Here is a 17733-nt window from a genome sequence, read left to right on the forward strand (position 1 = left end):
ATGACCAGCCAGGACCCCAAACTCATTTGGATGGATGCGCCGTTCGAGGATCTGCGTAACCAGTTGGTGGCCAATTTCGAAACCCATCCGCATGGTGCCGATCCCCCGGAATTCGTGACCGTCCAGTTCTTTTTCACCAAGACACCGGGCAAGGCCGTGCGCGGCCCTGTTCTGAGGTACAAGGAAAGAACGCCGCTGAATGTGCTGTTCGAAACCGGTGAGCGGTTGACCGGTACCCTGACCTGGCAAAGCGGGTTGAGTACACCGTTGTCTCAGCAGGTCCTTGGGGCTTTGGCTCTGCAAGAACCCGAGACCGGTCGTGTCTGGCGCTTTCAGGGTTTCATGTCTGAATTTGGCAAGCCAAGCCATATTCCATCGCCCGATTCCGGGGCAGGGGGCGGGGCCGATGATGGTGGGAACTCTGGCATCGGGCAAAACGGTTCAGGCGGACATGACGGGCATGACCCAGATCAGCCAAGCCACAATCACGCCGGAGATGGCAGTGATCCCTTCAGCGATGATCCAGATTCCGAAGGGCTGAGCCCGATCACCCAAGGGGCCAACCTGCGCTGGGATGAGCTGTTCCCCTTCATCTATATGAAACACTGGCCGTCGATAGCGCCGGGCGCGCTGGATGCGGGTTTCATGGAGGTTCCGCAAAAGATCCTGGCGAACAGCGTGTTCCTGCAAAGCCTTGTTTCAAAATCCGGGGACAGGTCAGGGCAGGAGGCTTTGGCGGTTACTTACGTGGATCCAAGCTCGAACACCGACAAAACACCAGGTGGGGATAGTTCGCCCCATCCGGCATCGGATGCGGGGCAATCCGGCAAGGCTCAGCCTGCGGCTGAACCGAACAAACCCAAAGGGTACATCTCCTCGATTGAAACGCTTGGCCCGCCATTCAGTTCTTATCCTGAACTGTGGCCGGCTCTGCGAGAGCTGCCGGAATTTACGCTGGCCCAGATCACAGATCTGATCAAGGCCCGTCTGGGCGGATGGGCCGCATTCAAGGTTCTGGCAAATGCACCGGATGCGCAAAAGGAACTGGCCCGCATCTGGGAAAGCACTATTGCGCTGAACCTTCTGGCTGGCTGGCAAAAAGACGAACTTGCAGTTCTGATTCAGGTGTTGACTACCCATCACGTTCTGACCCGTGCACTGGCTGCAACCGAAGGAGGGCAGGCCAGTTTGATGACCGATCCGGTCACCGGGCAACAGATCAAAGCTTGGATGCATGCGACGCTGGTTTTGCCTGGCTCCATATTCGAGCCGAAAAAGCCTGCGCCGGTTGCGGCAAAGGATACAGATCATCAGATCCCTTTGAAATTGACAAAGCCCGGCTGGGTGCGCGCCTATTCATACGGGCTTGCCCGTTCGATCCGGTATCAGCCACTTGGGTATGAATTGGGCGACGTGCAGCGTATCGAAAATGTCTTGCGCGGTGAAATGCGCGAGACGCGAAACCGGAGGTTGCAGCGCCGCGAAAGCCATGAGGCACATTCCGATGTGACCACCAAAATTGCACGGCGGGACGAGGATACCTCGGTCTCGGACCTAATCAACCAGGTGCAAAAGACGTTGGCCGACCATGTCTCGACCACGCATGTCAACTCCTACGACACCCAGTACGGAATGCCGACAGATGGCAATAAGATGAGTGTTACCGGGAATTGGTGGGTGCAAGAGCAGCCAGCCGGAGGCTTTGCGAAAAACGACCTGAAATTCGCTCGCGACATCGTCGAGAAAACGGTGCGAAACCTGTCACGCGAAATGCGCCATACGCGCGAGGTATCCGAAGTTGAAGAAACCGAATACTCGGATGTGACTCGCTTTGACAATCGGCGGAACGGCACGGATATCCGCGGCATCTATCGCTGGGTGAACAGAAGCTTCCGCCTGCGCACGAAAAGCCTGGGCGAGGTTCTGATTTTTGAGATCATGGTCCCCAGCCCAGGCGAGAATCTGGTCAGGCACATCCGCCGGTCCTGGCAGCTTGATCTGCGCCCACCGAAATCGCCAGCTGAGTTCGGGATTGCCGGGTTTCAGAATCTGACGGACACGGCAGGCTCGACTGACGATGGCAAGGTTTTTTACCTTGATGCCTTTCAGGAATTCGGGGTGGAGGCGACCCGCATGGCGCCGCCATCCCAGCTTGTGGTGAGCCAAACGGTGCAAAGCCACACGCCAGTGGCAGAAGGCGCCCTGTTGATCCCAGGCGGCTTTGAGCCGATCAGTGCAACAGCCTCGGTGATGAGTGTCGGAACCCCGGCGGAAACCCATGTCATCGTGGGGTCGGTCGCCCTGCAACCTCAGCAAGCGGGGGGCAAAACCGCTCCTTCTGGTGCAAATGGCCATGCGGACAAGTCACCGCAGCCACTGCGCCTGCCTGTCAGCCAAGCCTCGGGCGCGCAGGTGCTGAGCGCCCAGCTGGATAAAGGGTTCGGAACCGGAACCTCTCCGGCGGATGAAGGCCATCCGCTTGGGTTCACCATTCTGTGCAGCCCCAAGCAAACCGCAGCCACACAATCGTCCGAGCCCAACTCTCCGCCGGATATGCCGGTTCCCGATCCTGCACCAATGCATCTGCAATCCGAATTGACCGGTTTCTTTGCGGCAACTCTTGAAGTGACGTGCCAACGGTCGGCGCAGACTTATTCCGATTGGCAATTCGAAACCTATAGGCTGATCAAGGAAGCGTATGCGCGGCAGCTAGAGGGATACCGTCGCAAACTGGAACAACAGGTGGCTGCGATTGAGGCTCAGAACCCTGCGTTCCTGAACAAGGCGGTGACGACGGAAATCCTGTCCGCGGCTCAGGAGCAAATCTTGACCCTCAGCGGGTCCGAGAAAGATGCCGTGGCCCCGGATTATGCCAAGCCGCGTATCCGGCACTATCTGCAACAAACGGTCGGGTGGTCCGACATCGCCACATTCATGGATATCGAGGACGAAGTCAGCGATCTGACAGGCGACCCCGCGGATCTTGCCCTGCGTGAGACCGTACCCGACCTGCGGTTCCGGGATTTTCTGCGCGCTGACCGTGTGCGCATTCTGGCACCGGTCGACAGAAAGCACGCGCGCAGTTTCCTGTATTTCCTGCGCACCGGTCGGATCTGGCCGGATGCAGACCATCTTGCCCCTTGCTTGCCCGAAGACGCCGAGATTGTGGCCCGGATAAAATCGGAACATACACAAGACGATGAAGGCAATGCGCAATCCTGGACGGTTCAGGTGCCCACGCATATGTGCATGCTGAGTGCGGATAGTGATCTGCCAGGTCAGGCGGATTCAGAATGAGACCGCCAGGCTTTCCGACCCCGCCCCGACCAAATGCTCCTGGCGGACCGTTTGAGCCGCAACAAGGCTGGGGTCCGTCTCCGGGCCGGGTATTGGGGATGCCGGTTGGCGCGGTGATCGCTTTTTCCGGGGAGCTTCTGGGACAATCCAAAAAGCTGGCGGGCGGGACCACTGATCTGCAACATTATGGCTGGAAGGTTTGCGACGGCTCACCTCTGTTGATTTCCGCTTATCCGGAATTGTTTGCCGCCATCGGATATCTGTTTGGTAAAGGCAAGGACGGAGAGTTTCGACTGCCTGATTACCAGGGCTATTTTCTGCGCGGCGTCGACCCCGGCGGGAAAGTCGATAAGGATCAGGACCAGAGGTACCGGACCGACAAAAAGAACCAGAAATATGACGGGGTAGGGTCGCTGCAACTGTCTGCGCTCCAGCAACACCAACATGTGCTGGAACAAAGCGACAGCACGGTTTCAAACGGAGTGTTAGGCCCGGAACCGGTTATCGCCCCCACACCCCAATCCAATTCGGGCAACGTCGTTAAAGGGTCGGCCCTGACCAGCGAGACCGAGACCCGCGCAATCAACATCTCGGTCTATTGGCTGATCAAATGTCGGTTGGATGCGGTGTTATGACAGATAGAAAAGGCCGATCTGATGGCATGTAGGCTGGGCAAAATTGTAAGGTCGTTTCGCAAACCATCGGGTCATATTCCCAAAGCGGCGCCAGATAAGGCGCAGGCAAAAGGGATAGATGTCAGTGATCATCAGCGGGATATCAATTGGCCGCAAGTCGCAGCCTCGGGTGTTTCTTTTGCGCTGATAAAGGCGACCGAAAGCGTCAGCATCAAGGATGCGTATTTTCAGCCAAATGTACTCGGCGCGAATGAGGTGGGTATCCTGTGCGGCGCCTACCACCTGCTTCACATCAGCCACCCGGCCAAGCCACAGGTCACGAATTTTGTCGATGCAGTGCAGGCTGTTCTTTCGAAAGGCCCGGTTGGAAAATCCGGCCTTCTGCACCTGCCATTTACACTCGATCTTGAAGGCGTCCCGACGGCACAGGGGGCCGCCTATCGAAGCCTCGCGCTGGAATGGCTTACCAGCGTTCAGAGAGCTTTCGGAACGGTTCCGATGGTATATGCCAATCTGAACACCTGGGAGACCGAGCTGACCTCGGGTTTCGGGAACTACCCGGTCTGGCTGGCAGAATACGCAGCCAGACCCGCACCCAATGCGCCGCAATGGGAGTTTTGGCAGCATTCTACGAACGAGCGAGTGTCCGGAATTGCCCCAGAGGTTGATTTGGACGTGTATCGCGGATCGGTTCAGCAACTGAAGGCGCAGTACGGGGTGCGAAGTCGAAACTTATAATTGTCACAGTTCGATTAACCAAAATGTTCAGTTGCTAGCTTGGGCAAACCCAAAAACGGTGGTGCAATTCCACAAAAGGATTTGTGTGATCCCGGTTGGTTAGGATTGTTTTTGACCTGTCGTATGCGTCGAACAAAATGGCCCATCTACCTTATGAATCACCAGTCCTGGCTCGGTTTGGGTGACGTGGCGTAAGTCCCGAAATCAACACAATTTGATCTTGGGCGTTCCACATTGCCACCCGAAAGAAGAGGTCACGTTCGAATGTGGTGGGTTAAATGTGAACAGGGGTAAGGTTAACTGCAATGAGAATGAATCGACGAGTCTTCGTTAACTGCGCATCAGTCGCGACAGTTGCGACATTATTGCCAGTGGGGGGAAATGCACTGGCAATGGCCGCAGGTCAGGTAGCACACCGTATACTGGCCGCGGATAAGCTGAGTTTCCTCACAGAGAAGGTCGCCAAAGCCGTTGTGCTTTTAAGCCTCGGTGCTGAGGTGGAAAAAGATCTTGCAGAGCTGCAACATGCTCATGATGAGTTCGACAACATCCTTTTGGGGTTCCGCGAAGGCAAAGGGTCTTCGGGTGTTGATCGCGAAAGGTTTGTGTCCGTCAACAATGCTCTGAAAGAGGTAGAGACGCTTTGGGCGCCCTATCGCATAGCGGTTGAAGAAATCATCGCGGCCGGGTCTGTCGATGACGAACATCTTCATATGATTGTCGACAATGACGAGGCTCTGGAAAAGACCTGTCACCATGTTGTTCGCAAGCTGGAAGAAGCTTACGGGGACGTGGACATTGATCTGGCGCTTGCGATTGCGCTGGACTTTGCGGGTCGCCAACGAATGCTGACGCAGAAAATCTGCAAAGAGATCGCTCTGGCTGCCACAGGCAAAGACACTGTTGAGCACCACGAGAAGTTCAAAAAGAACGCCAAGAAGTTTGGTAAGATCGTGGATGTGCTGATCGAAGGTGGTAGCAGTTCGATAACAATCGCCAAACCGCCAAGCAAAGCTGCTCGTGAAGCATTGACCGAAGTGCAGACGCATTGGGTCAAGTTGCAGCCCGTCGTCGAACAGCTGGACGGTGTTGATGTTCCGAATGTCGCGGATGTAACCCATTTCTGCGCCGAGATGGACGTTCTTGAAATCGAAGCTGAAAGGGCCGCGCTTCTGTACGAAGAGGCAATCAAGCTCGATTCCTGATCACTATCAGGGGCTTGGGCAACGCCTGGGCCTGAGTTCGGGGATATTCGCAATCCAAGGCATTGCAATCACCGAGAAACTGTAAATCGCGCGATTTGGCTCATTCACCTCTGCAACGCATATCCACAAACCGCAGTGCAGCCACATTCGCGTCTTTTGATGCACAAAAACATGCATCAAAAAAACACCAAATGAGTGCTAACTCGAGGAGTTAAGATGTTAAATTCGACATTCCAGCGGCTGTTCGCCGCCTCTGTAATCACAGGTTGTATCACCACAGGCTCACTCGCGCAAGAGGTGCGTCTGGTCGGGAAAGACAGCAATATCGATGTTATTGGCAATCTTTTGTCGTCGAAAGACGGGAAATATCTGGTCGAAACCGATATTGGCGAGTTTGTGATCAACCAGGATCTTGTGACCTGTGAGGGCGAAGCCTGTCCGACCGAACAGACATACGTCTATGATCTTGAGATTTCCGCACCGGACGAAATCGCCGAAGTTCTGGTTCCGATTATTGCCGAGGGCTATGCCGCGGTCGCGTTGGAAGCCGAAGCCCAGCTGTATGACGAAAACGGTGAACCGGTTGATACCGAGACTGTCGATGTGGGCGACCACAAGTTTGGCGAAGAACATGACTTTGCCTTGGTGCTGAACGATCTGGAAGGCGACGACGTTGCCACGTTCGGCATTCATACGGCGAATGGTGCGCGCTTGTTCGAGCGGATGGCCAAGAAAGACGCGTCGATCATCTTCTCGGAAACACCGGCCGGTAAAGCGGATCGTTCAATCGTATCCGAAGGCGGCGGTGGAAATCTGCGCGATTTCGACCAGGAACGCGTCATTGCCGTGGACGGATTTGCGATGATCGTGAACCCTTTGAACCAGATCCCTGATCTGAGCGTTAAGCAGGCGCGCGATATCATGTCCGGCGACATTACAAACTGGTCCGAGGTTGGCGGGTCCGATGCACCCATTCACGTGTATTCCTTCGACCCTGACACCGAGGCTTATCACCACATTGAAAAGCTTCTGTTCAAAAAGTCGGACAAATCTCTGACAACTGAATCCAGTATCGTCCATGACAGAACCGAATTGACGACCGCGATCATGGAAGATGTCGCTGGCTTTGGTATCGTGAACTATGCGGCCAAGCGCTCGGCGCGCGCTGTTCCGCTGCGCACAACCTGCGGGATCATTCAGGACCCGAGCACCTTTAACCTCAAGACCGAAGAATACTATCTGCAGGAACGGGTTGTGGTCTACAACCGCGCGGATATCGACGGCTATGCGCGTGAATTGGTTGATTTTCTGGACACTGACGGGCTGGATGGACTGGTTGCAAAGGCTGGATATATCGACCTGTCGATCACAGCGGACAGTCAGGAGCGAGCTTCTGAACGGCTGGCGGCCGAGCTTGAAGAAGGTGAAAATGAATACGAGGCCGAACTGGTCGAGAGCCTTCTGAAAAACATGAATACCCATGATCGTCTTTCGACAACGTTCCGTTTTGCGCCCGGCTCTAAGCGTTTTGACAACAAGGCCGAGCGGGATTTGGCACGGATGATCAAATACCTGGGTGAGAGCAAACCAACCGAGGTCGTTATCGTTGGGTTTACAGATAACAAAGGCCCCTTTGACTCGAACCTGCTGATTTCGCAGGAGCGCGCCGAAGCCGCATTGGATCATCTGATCGAAGTGGCAACGGGTGGCGAGCTTGAAGGCATAACTCTGAAGGCATCCGGATACGGCGAGCTGGAACCCGTGGCCTGCAATGACAGCCCGCGTGGCCGCGCAATCAACCGCCGTGTTGAAGTGTGGATCAAAGAATAATCACATGATTGGAAGCCGCGGCCATTGTGCTGCGGCTTCCGCGTCACGCGTTAAAATTTATCCGGGGTTTTAGACGAGTATGATGAGTTTGTCCAAATACGCAGCTGCAGCAGGCTTTGTGGTCATTGCTTCTTTGGGGCACGCGCAGGATGTCACGCTGACCGCGAAAAACGGGTCCAGGTCGGTGACAGGTGAGCTGGTAGATATCCAGCCAGGGAAATTCATTGTCCGTTCCAATGTTGGTGTGCTTTCTCTGAACGCGTCTGAATTTCTTTGTCAGGGTTCAGGCTGCCCGAAAAGCCTGCCTTCGGATACCGACATGGTGGTTTCTGGCGCAGGAGGTCTGGCGGATATCCTCCTTCCTCTTGTCGTAGATGGGTTTGCCTCCGAGCGGGAACTGTTCTCGGACACCTTTGATCTGCAGGGTGTACCACTGGGAGAGCAGCACGGATTTGACACAGATGCCGGCAAGGTTTCGACGATCGAAGGACGAAAGGCCTTTGATATCCTGATCACCGATGACGCGGCTGAACCGGTTCACAATATCCTTGTCAAAGAAGCAACCGGGCAGGACTTGTTCGAGTCTCTCATTGCCGGTCAGAGCGATTTGATTATCAGCGAGGAGCCGGTTTCAGCTGAATTGTACCGAAAGGCCAGGAAGAGTGGCCTTGGCGATCTTACAGCTTTGCAGCAAGAGCATGTGCTGGCGGTTGATGGCTATACGGCTTCGGTCAATCCTGTAAATGGCACGAAGGCTCTGACGGTTGATCAGATTTCGCAGATATTGTCCGGTGAAATTACCAACTGGAAACAGCTCGGCGGCCCGGATCAAAATATCAACGTCTACTCGCTGCCCAAATCCTCTGGGGCGTTTCACCGAATTGAGGGTTTGATCCTGTCTCCATTTGGGCGTGAGTTGTCCCCCGGCGCCGAAATCGTAAATTCTGATCGCGCACTTTCCCGTGCAATCGAATCCGACCTGTATGGCTTTGGTGTCATGCGGTATTCTACGATCCGCGATGCGAGGGCGATGCCTCTGCTCAGCGAATGTGGCATTGTCCATCTGCCAAACCAGTTTTCGATGAAAACCGAAGAATATGGGCTACAAAATCGGGTGACCGCCTATAACGGTCGCGATTCCGGAAGCTTTACCACAGCCTTGGTGTCCTTTTTGGATAGTCCTGAAATTGACGGGCTGGTTTCAAAGTCCGGGGTCACAAGCCTGTCTGTTGTCGAACAGGAAGAGGACGCAAAGTTCGAACAGCTGAAGGCGAGCATCGAAGCCATGGCGGTTTCGGCAAATTCGGCTGAGATACGGTCCTATGTTGCGGAAAAATTAGCGACCAGGCGCCTTTCAACGACGTTCCGTTTTGCGCCCAGCTCGTCCAGCCTGGACAACAAGGCGAAGCGGGATATCGCCCGAATTGCTGAATATATCCGGGATGTCAAACCCTATAAAATCGTTTTGGCCGGTTTTGCCGATGCCGGCGGCAGCTTTGGCAAAAACCGTCAGCTTTCGTTGGCGCGCGCCAAAAAGGTGCTCCAAGAGCTGAACAAAACCATCGAACCAAATGGCACTTTGGTCGAGGTGCGTGGTTACGGGGAAATGGCCCCGGTCGCGTGCAACACCAACTCGATTGGCCGTGCCAAAAACCGCCGTGTCGAAGTTTGGAGCGAACTAGAAGGGCCCGATGCCGAAGTAACCGCATGGGGAGAGTAAAGCATCATCCCCAGGTTCCTGACACCACTTTTGTACAGATTTTGTGAGCAACAATCGGCCGGCACCGGAACCAGCTGACCAAGGTAGGGTAAATATTTCCAATGGTACAACCAGTCCACTCAAACGAACATTTCCCGGACGAACTCGCTCCGGGCAGCCGGCTATTGGCCGGCCAATACACGATTATTCGATTTCTCAACAGCGGCGGTTTTGGCATCACCTACTTGGCCAAAGACAGCCTTGAGCGCACGGTCGTGATCAAAGAGTGCTTTCCCGAGGCAATCTGCAGACGGAGTCAAACGGCCGTTCGTCCCCGTTCACAGTCTCATACGTCTTCCTATGAGGCACTTGTCAGGTCGTTCGAAACAGAAGCGCGCAATCAGTCGAAGCTTGTGCATCCGAACATCGCGGGTGTGCACCAGGTGTTCCGGGACAACGAAACCGCCTATATGGCGATCGATTTCATCGAAGGCAAAGACCTTCTGGATACGATCGATGAGCGCGGCATCCTACCTCCGGAAGAAGTGAAAAACCTGCTGCGCACCACGCTCAAGGCGATTGGATTCATACACAGTAAGGGCATGCTTCACCGGGATATCTCCCCGGATAATATCTTGATCGACAAGGATGGCGAGCCCGTGGTGATCGACTTTGGTGCCGCGCGCGAAAGTGCAGCTAAATCCGACCGGGCCATGTCGATGTTGCGTGTCGTCAAAGAAGGGTATTCACCACAGGAGTTCTATCTGCAGGGCGGTGAGCAGGATCAATCCAGCGATCTTTACGCTTTGGCCGCTACATTTTACCATGTCATCAAAGGGTCCGCTCCGCAGGATAGCCAAACCCGTCTTGCTGCCTTGGCCCAGAACGGAACGGATTGTTACGATCCACTAGAAGGCGCTGTAGAAGGTTATCGCCCCGCTTTCCTTAGGGCGATAGATCGCGCTCTCAGCATCCCGCCCGAAGACAGATTCAAGTCCGTGCAGGAATGGCAGGACGCGATGGAAGAAAAGATGCCGATCGAAGCAAAGCCCGTTTTGGACTCTGCTGTCGAATTCAACGATACGGTCTCAGTCAACAAGAAGCCATCGCGTGGTCGGTCGGGTCCCATTGCCCTGGTCGCGCTTATCGCCATCGGACTGGTCGGAGGCGCCGGCTATTATTTCAGTCAGGGTGGAGAACCCGGGCAGGGTGAAACGATGGTCGCTGAAACCAATGCGCCAGTAGTCGCCGAACAGGCCAAAGAAACTGTGGTTGCGATGGCGGTCGAGGCCACGCCTGCCGCTGTCGAGCCCGTGGCAGAAGTTGAAACTCCGGCCCCGGCTTCGCCCGGCGTAAATTGGATCAGTTGGACTGGCCCCGCCGTTGATTTGCCTTTCACGACTGTCACAACAGCGCAGCCACAGGGCAGCTTTTCCATGGTCACACTTGTGCGCTCTGATCTTGATCAAGCGGCAACGGAATGGCTGAAATCCGGAACAATCATTTATGTGGTAAATGGCAATCTAGTAGTGGATGACGCCTCAATTATTCGTGCGATCCAGTCCAGTCAGACCGCATCGGATAGCGGTCAAATATCTGTGGGCATGCGGATTAGAACCGACGCGGACAGTCCGGTTACCGAACAGACCTTAAACGTCCAGATCGGACATGTGGTCGAACTGGCCAATGGCACTCAGTTCATTACCGTCAGTCAGGGAAATGGGAAGTGGATCACCAAGGTTCTGCGCGCACCATCATCCGTCGTGCCTGTCCGCGTCGGCGACATTGTTGTGTCCGAAGCCGCTTCGCAAATCGCGGTTGAAGGTGAAAACGACATTGCGCGCGTATTTGAGGAACTGACCAAAAATGGTGTGGAACTTGCGCAGCTGACAATTGCCCGAGATGGAGAATTGCAGGCTGTGGATCTGCCGCTCAATCCCTGATGCCTTCATGACCTGTGGTATAGGGTGGCGCCTGAACCGCCAGTAGCGGTCGCACTGGAGCTTTGATTGTCGCCTTTCATGTTTTGGTCCAGATCATTGAGAAGCCCCAGCACTGCAGGAAAGTACAGAATTTATTTGGAAGGGTTTTCTTCTTTCACTTTCGGAGAGATTTCTTATGCAGATTGGAAATGCCTTAAAACATCTGGCACGGGAACGTGCTGTCGAATTGTTTGACGTTGCGATAGCGATCAACCAGGGCGCACGTTACTATCAGGAAGATGCCATTCTGACCGAAATCCCGGCCGGATCCGATTTCGGAATTATTGTTCTGTCCGACGGTATGGGGGGGCACGCAGCAGGTGATGTTGCATCGAACCTCATCGTCCATGCGGTGATGAACTGCTGGAGATCCGCCGGCCTGAGCTGTGAGTCATCGAATGCTGAGGTCACAGATTTCCTTCATCGCGCGACCCAAGAGGCAAATAGCCAAGTTCGCCTCGCCAGCATCAAAGAGCAAAAAACCAAAGGCATGGGGGCGACTTTGGTTGCGCTGGTCTGCATCCAAGATCGTGTGTTTTGGCTTTCGATTGGGGACTCGCCGCTCTATCTCTGGCGTGACCAAAAGCTGATGCAGCTGAATGAGGATCACTCGATGGCGCCTCAGATAGATATGATGGCGAAACTGGGAATGATGGACCCAGAAGCCGCGCGCTGTCATCCCGATCGGAACACGCTTATATCTGTCGTATATGGCGGGGATATTGCCAAATTGGATTGCCCCGCTGATCCGATGATACTTTGTGCCGACGATATTCTGATCGTCGCCTCCGATGGCCTTCAATTTCTACGCAATGATGAAATTTTGGATGTTGTCACGCAAGATTGCGAAAAGCACAGCGCTGCTATCGCGCAAAACCTGATGGGGGCTTTGACAAAGTTGAACCATCCTGATCAGGACAATGTGGTGTTTTCGGTGGTGAAGTTCGGCGCGCCGTAAGGCCCCACAGCTTTGGCGATGAAGATGGGTCTGGGCAATTTTCGGGCGCTAAATCCGTGTTTGCGATGCACTTTGGCTGCCGACTATCCTCGGGACTATATCATGTCCAGGCCTGAACCGAAACCACAACTCTGCCGCCGGGTTCATCGCTCACCTCAACGCCCAATGCCTCTCCGACGCTCACCAATCCAAGACCGGCTTCTGCTAGTGTGTTTGCGTGCAAAAAACAGTCCCTGCCGTCATTGAAAACATTGACGAACCCATAGTTCTTTTCCTGACTAAACCACTTGACCCTGGCCGGCAGAACCGAGGTCGAGGCTATCTGCCGGGAGGCATTGCCATTCTGCTTTGCCGCTGCGGGGGCTGCTTCTGACTGAATGCGCAGGATTTCGACAATTTGAAACCCCTTTGGCGCTTCGCGTGTCAGTGCCTCTACCGTGCATCCAGTGGCGATTGAGGTCTGGCCGAAATCGTGCAGCGCACTTTGATGCAGCAAAGCATCCTTGCCGGTCACAGAGCAGGTTAAAAAGCCATAGCCTTTTTTAGCCGAAAACCACTTCAATGTTCCTGTGATGTGCCCCAGTGAAACATCACCTAGTCTTGATCCGTCCATAACCGTTTACCATTAAGCGTCACAACCTTCGCCTGCAAACCTGATCAGTAAATGTGGTATTTATTAGTCATGTTTAAAAATATCTGCCTGACGCAAAGTCAAATTTGCAGTTGCTATTCCCGGGCGCCGAGCCGCGTGTGATCTGAGCGACCGGGTCAGAGCAAGCGTGCAGATATACCGCTCTAATTGGCTCAACCCGATCCCTCGCGGGTTTCGAATGAGTCTCTCGCTCCCGGGACACGCAAGGTCATAGAAACTTGCGGCGGTTTCTCTGAAAACCGCTGTGTATAGGTAATTGAGAACGACCCCATTGCTCGGGTTACAACGAAAGTCTCCGGCGTCGAGGTGGCGTGAGGGTCTGGATTTCTGAAGGTGTTGTGCAGAACTGGGCGTCACCTCGACGCAAGTAAGCCGATCACCTTCATAGTGGACATCACGGGTCTGAAAATGCGTAGCGGCGACGGTTGGCATGAAGAAAAGCACGGCATCAGGAAAGCCCGCAAAGCCTGGCGCAAGCTGCATATCGGGCTTGATCCGGAAACCGGCGATATCCCCGCAGCGGAGGTGGTCACGGAACATGTGGGCGAGAAACTGCGGCCAGATCTGCTCACCGATGTTGATGCCGATGTGAGCCGGTTTCTGGCGGGTTGTGCCTACGACGGCCATGGATATCCTAGGACAGTAGCATCCCCTGCATTGAAATTCGCGAAGAAATTGAGCAACAGCGATGAAAACACACCGTAAAAAGCTGGAAGACACCGCAAAACGGTTTGGTAGCAAAGCGTTGTGGCTGCACGAAGAAGCATCGTAAGCTAAATTTTGTTCAAATATCGAGAAAAGCTGGTGTTGCTCAGTTTCCTGTTTGCAGCCGTACCAAGTTCATTTACCGAAAAGTTACGTGACAACTGTTTTTTTCAGTACCAAAAATGTCATCATCCCCAGAGGTGGAAGGGTTCTTTGCTCCTCTACGGCAAGCGCATCCTCTTGCAGCACTGTTTCAATATCGAAATCAGAATGCCAGCCAATCGTATTTGCGACCGGAGCAATCGCGCGTTCCAAGGATGCGAGCAACCCCCGCTTTCGTTGGAAATGGTTGGTAATCACTACTTTTCCACCCGGTTTACAGACCCGTGCTATTTCCGCCATTACCCTTTCCGGTTCCGGTACGACGGATAGCACGTGCATTGCCGCAACCGTATCGAAATAGTTGTCGGGAAAATCAAGCGTGCGGGCATCCATTTGCCTCAGCTCGACAACATGGTCCAGCGATAGATCTTTTGCTTTGTCGCGCGCCTTTTGCAGCATGTCCTCACTGAAATCGATTCCGGTCACTTGCGTTTCGGGCCCGTAATGTTCCAGCGAAAGTCCGGTGCCGACGCCAACCTCCAGAACTTTGCCTGGACGTCTATTGATAAAATCAACCGCCTGCTGCCGCCCGACATTGGTAACTGCCCCAAACGTCTTGTCGTAGATGGGGGCCCAGCGAGCATAGGAAGTTTGAACGGCTTTGATGTCCATATCGAGTCCTTAACGGTTAGAAGGTATTCCCCTGTCGAGCCACGCCCAGGCGACCGTGCCCACATATCCGAAACAAAGCACAATCAACGTAGCCCAGGCGAAAGTCAGCAATGCGGCCCCCGCAACAGCGACACCGATGAGAAAAAACTTTGCGTTCTCGCGCGAGATTCGCGTCGTCTTGAATGACCAAGTCGGTATTTGGCTGATAAGCAGAAGACCTATGATCACCATATAAAGGCAAATCAATATACTGGGTAGCAAAGGGGCATCGGCGAAGGCGAAGGACAGATACATTGGCAACATGACAAGCAGCGCCCCTGCAGGGGCGGGTACTCCCTCGAAATAGGCCCCATCTTGATCGCAGGTTTCGGATTTGCCGCCCACATTGAACCGGGCAAGTCGCATGACGCAGCACACCGCAAAAAACAGAACCGCAATCCAAGCCGCACTGCGTATATCCTGCAAGGCCCAGAAATAAAGAACGAGCGGTGGGGCGACCCCGAAGTTCAAGAAATCTGCAAGTGAGTCTAGTTCGGCCCCCAGTTTGCTGTCACTGCTGAGAAGGCGCGCAATACGGCCATCCAGCCCATCCAGCACACAGGCGGCAATTATCAACTGGACAGCGAGCACGTAATTGCCCTGAACGCCAAATCTGATTGCTGACAGGCCCGCGCATATGGCCGTTATAGTCAACGCATTGGGCAACAAGTGGATCAGCGCAAACTCGGTCTCTTCCTGTTTGGGTGGTTTTTCCACTGATCCAGTTACCTACTTTTCTTCAGGCATGGGCAAACTGGCAAGGACGGTTTCGCCCGCAATCATCGTTTGCCCTACACGCACTTGTAGGACCATGCCATCAGGAAGATAAACATCCAGCCGCGACCCGAAGCGGATCAATCCAAATCGTTCTCCAGTTTGCATCGCTGCGCCTGGCTTCACAAAGCAGACGATCCGTCTGGCCACTAGGCCGGCAATCTGGACAACAGCCAGATTCTGACCGTTTTTCATACGAATGCGCAGGCTGTTGCGCTCATTATCAGCACTGGCCTTGTCCAGGGATGCGTTGAAAAATTTGCCGGGGCGATATGCAACAGCGGTAATCTCACCTTCAATTGGCGTGCGGTTCACATGACAGTTGAAGACACTCATGAACACACTGACACGGGTGAGAGGCGTGTCAGGCATCCCAAGCTCGTTCGGCGGCACCGCCGCTTCGATCAGCGAAACCACCCCGTCCGCTGGGCTGACGATCAACCCTTCTCCTGTGGGTGGCACGCGTTCCGGGTCGCGAAAGAAATAGTAGCACCAGATCGTGAGGCCGACACCAATCCAGCCCAGAATGTTAGACAGGATAAACAGACCGAAAGTAATGGCGGCAAAGATCGCGACAAACCGAATACCTTCCGGGTGCATCGGTTTGATGAACGTATCGCGCATGCGCATTGCAATCTTTCCCCTAGGTCAACTGATTGAACTTCATAAGTGGATTGGTAGGGAAGGCAAGTGGGACTATTGCGGTGGGCAACGATTGATGGCGGGGTGTTACAATTTGATGGGTTCTACTGACAGCTTTTTTGATGCCCAGGTATCGGGGGTTGGACCAGGCGCCAGATTTTCGTTGTGGCATTCCGCACCGTTATAGATCCCTGATCCATGCAAAAAGCTCCAAATGCGCCATACTGCGATCTCTTTAGCACTCCATTGCAGGCAGCTTTTGGTCAGAGCCACTGTCAACAACCTCAATACCTGATGGCAGGCGGCGCGCCGCCCGCCATCTATTTTCTCAAATACTAAGTGTTCTTCTTGGCCATAGCATTATAGATAACACCGCCAAGTATCGCACCGATGATCCAAGCATATCCTGACAGAATCCCCAGTGCTGGCACCCAAACAGTAGCCACCGAGAATACTGAAGCAAAACCAAAGGCAATTAGTGCCGAGTCATTCCAACCGTTACCATAATGGTAGGCACCGCCTTCCATGTTGTAGAGGTCGTCCACATTCAGCTCTTCCTTCCGAATCTTGTAGTAATCTACGATCATGATCCCAAAGATCGGAGCCAGCGTCGCACCGAGCGTGTTCACGAACCCGGCAATGCCGATATTCGAGATAATGGCCGTCCAAAGACCGCCAATTACCAAGGCAAAGACTGAAGTGGCCAGACCTGCCTGACGGAAGCTGATCTTACCAGGGGCCAGGTTGGCTATGCCATTCACCGCCGGAATGAAATTCGCGACCAGATTGATGCCAACGGTCGCAGCGAAGAAGGTAATCGCTGCGATGATGGCCAGCAGAACGCTGTCGGTCTTCTCGACGATCTCGGTCGGGTTGATGATTTCTTCACCAAAGACCACGGCGGCACCGCCGGTCGTCAAAAGCGCCAATGCCGAAAAAAGGATCATGTTCAGCGGCAAACCGGCAAGATTACCGGCCTTCATGGATGCCTTGTCGCGGGAATAGCGGGAAAAGTCCGAGAAGTTGATCATCACGGCTGAGAAATAGGCAACCATAGTTCCGAATATGGCGATGAAGCCTTTAACTTCAGATCCAAAGGTGCCTTCTGGGTTGGCGAAGATGGTCGCGGTTGCGCTCAGAAGCTGCCCGTCCGCGCGCTGCCATAGCACGATGACCAAGCCTATCATCACCGCATAGACGAATGGTCCGGCAAAGTTCAGAAATGTCTCGACCCAACCCATGCCGCGCCAGAAAATGACGATGTGGAACACCCAAACGAGGAGAAAGGCAAGCCAGTCGATGCCCGTCAACCCTAACATCTCTGCACCACCGCTGATGCCTGTTATCGAACGGATCAACAATGAAAGGGCGGTCGAAGCGAAATAGACCTGAACGCCATACCAGAAGACAGCGACTGTGGCCCGCAATACTGCCGGTAGCTTGGATCCGGTTGTGCCCATACTGGCGCGCGCCAGAACCGGATAGGGGATACCGTATTTTTCTCCGGGCGCGCCGGATAGGTTCACCATCCACATAACGAACAGCCCCGCGAAGATGAGTGCCAGAAAAGCTGTCCAACCCCCAACGCCGTAGGATATAAAGAGCGACGCAACTAGCGAATAGCCAAACAGTGATTGAACATCGTTGGCCCAGATGTTGAAAATTGCAAACGCGCCCCAGGTTTTTTCATTGGGCGTGACCGGATTTAGCGTGTCACCTTCCGGATCTGTAGTACTTGCATTTTTTGCAGTTGTTTCTGCGGTTACCATAATGGTCCTCCCATTTTGCTTTCGGGGGGAGAGC

At 54.1% G+C, this 17733-nt stretch carries 14 protein-coding genes; 9 read left to right on the top strand and 5 right to left on the bottom strand.

What is annotated here, in order from left to right; genetic code table 11:
* The 8 genes from AC2FH0_RS07300 to AC2FH0_RS07335 all read left to right on the top strand — a co-directional run bounded on the left by AC2FH0_RS07300 (position 1) and on the right by AC2FH0_RS07335 (position 12344).
* Positions 1 to 3297, top strand: coding sequence for a hypothetical protein (locus AC2FH0_RS07300; RefSeq protein ID WP_496788949.1), 3297 nt, complete (start codon positions 1 to 3; stop codon positions 3295 to 3297).
* Positions 3294 to 3932 carry a tail fiber protein gene (locus tag AC2FH0_RS07305; RefSeq protein WP_496788950.1) on the top strand — a complete coding sequence of 213 codons (639 nt, stop codon included), beginning with the start codon at positions 3294 to 3296 and terminating at the stop codon, positions 3930 to 3932. Before AC2FH0_RS07300 ends, AC2FH0_RS07305 begins: the two co-directional genes overlap by 4 nt.
* 21 nt (positions 3933 to 3953) lie before the next feature.
* Complete coding sequence (locus tag AC2FH0_RS07310; RefSeq protein ID WP_496788951.1) at positions 3954 to 4670, top strand: glycoside hydrolase family 25 protein; 717 nt, start codon at positions 3954 to 3956, stop codon at positions 4668 to 4670.
* 311 nt (positions 4671 to 4981) lie between these two features.
* Entirely contained in the window at positions 4982 to 5875 is an 894-nt protein-coding gene (locus tag AC2FH0_RS07315; protein ID WP_496788953.1) for a type IV pili methyl-accepting chemotaxis transducer N-terminal domain-containing protein, read from the top strand.
* A gap of 216 nt (positions 5876 to 6091) precedes the next feature.
* Positions 6092 to 7705, top strand: coding sequence for a phosphate ABC transporter substrate-binding/OmpA family protein (locus tag AC2FH0_RS07320; RefSeq protein WP_496697221.1), 1614 nt, complete (start codon positions 6092 to 6094; stop codon positions 7703 to 7705).
* A gap of 82 nt (positions 7706 to 7787) precedes the next feature.
* Complete coding sequence (locus AC2FH0_RS07325) at positions 7788 to 9425, top strand: OmpA family protein (protein ID WP_496788954.1); 1638 nt, start codon at positions 7788 to 7790, stop codon at positions 9423 to 9425.
* Positions 9426 to 9526: 101 nt separating this feature from the next.
* A complete protein-coding gene (locus AC2FH0_RS07330; RefSeq protein ID WP_496788955.1) occupies positions 9527 to 11347 on the top strand; it encodes a serine/threonine protein kinase in 1821 nt (606 codons plus the stop codon).
* Between the two features lie 175 nt (positions 11348 to 11522).
* Positions 11523 to 12344: a PP2C family protein-serine/threonine phosphatase gene (locus AC2FH0_RS07335; protein WP_496788957.1), complete on the top strand. Its 822-nt coding sequence runs from the start codon at positions 11523 to 11525 to the stop codon at positions 12342 to 12344.
* Positions 12345 to 12444: 100 nt separating this feature from the next.
* Here the strand turns inward: AC2FH0_RS07335 and AC2FH0_RS07340 are convergent, their stop codons facing one another.
* A complete protein-coding gene (locus AC2FH0_RS07340; protein WP_496788958.1) occupies positions 12445 to 12957 on the bottom strand; it encodes a cold shock domain-containing protein in 513 nt (170 codons plus the stop codon).
* A 372-nt stretch (positions 12958 to 13329) separates the two neighbouring features.
* Between AC2FH0_RS07340 and AC2FH0_RS07345 the strand changes: the two genes are divergently transcribed.
* Positions 13330 to 13701, top strand: a complete 372-nt coding sequence (locus AC2FH0_RS07345; protein ID WP_496788960.1) for a transposase — start codon at positions 13330 to 13332, stop codon at positions 13699 to 13701.
* Positions 13702 to 13851: 150 nt separating this feature from the next.
* Here AC2FH0_RS07345 and AC2FH0_RS07350 read toward each other — a convergent pair whose 3' ends face one another.
* The 4 genes from AC2FH0_RS07350 to AC2FH0_RS07365 form a co-directional block, all read right to left on the bottom strand.
* Positions 13852 to 14475 (bottom strand): class I SAM-dependent methyltransferase, encoded by a 624-nt coding sequence (locus AC2FH0_RS07350; RefSeq protein WP_496788961.1) that lies wholly within the window; start codon positions 14473 to 14475, stop codon positions 13852 to 13854.
* A gap of 9 nt (positions 14476 to 14484) precedes the next feature.
* Positions 14485 to 15231 carry a CDP-diacylglycerol--serine O-phosphatidyltransferase gene (gene pssA, locus AC2FH0_RS07355; RefSeq protein WP_496691414.1) on the bottom strand — a complete coding sequence of 249 codons (747 nt, stop codon included), beginning with the start codon at positions 15229 to 15231 and terminating at the stop codon, positions 14485 to 14487.
* A 12-nt stretch (positions 15232 to 15243) separates the two neighbouring features.
* Positions 15244 to 15918, bottom strand: a complete 675-nt coding sequence (locus AC2FH0_RS07360; protein ID WP_496788963.1) for a phosphatidylserine decarboxylase — start codon at positions 15916 to 15918, stop codon at positions 15244 to 15246.
* 347 nt (positions 15919 to 16265) lie between these two features.
* A complete protein-coding gene (locus AC2FH0_RS07365) occupies positions 16266 to 17699 on the bottom strand; it encodes an NCS1 family nucleobase:cation symporter-1 (protein ID WP_496691416.1) in 1434 nt (477 codons plus the stop codon).
* Between the last annotated feature and the right edge of the window lie 34 nt (positions 17700 to 17733).

It is taken from the genome of Ruegeria sp. CDSC051, assembly GCF_059610665.1.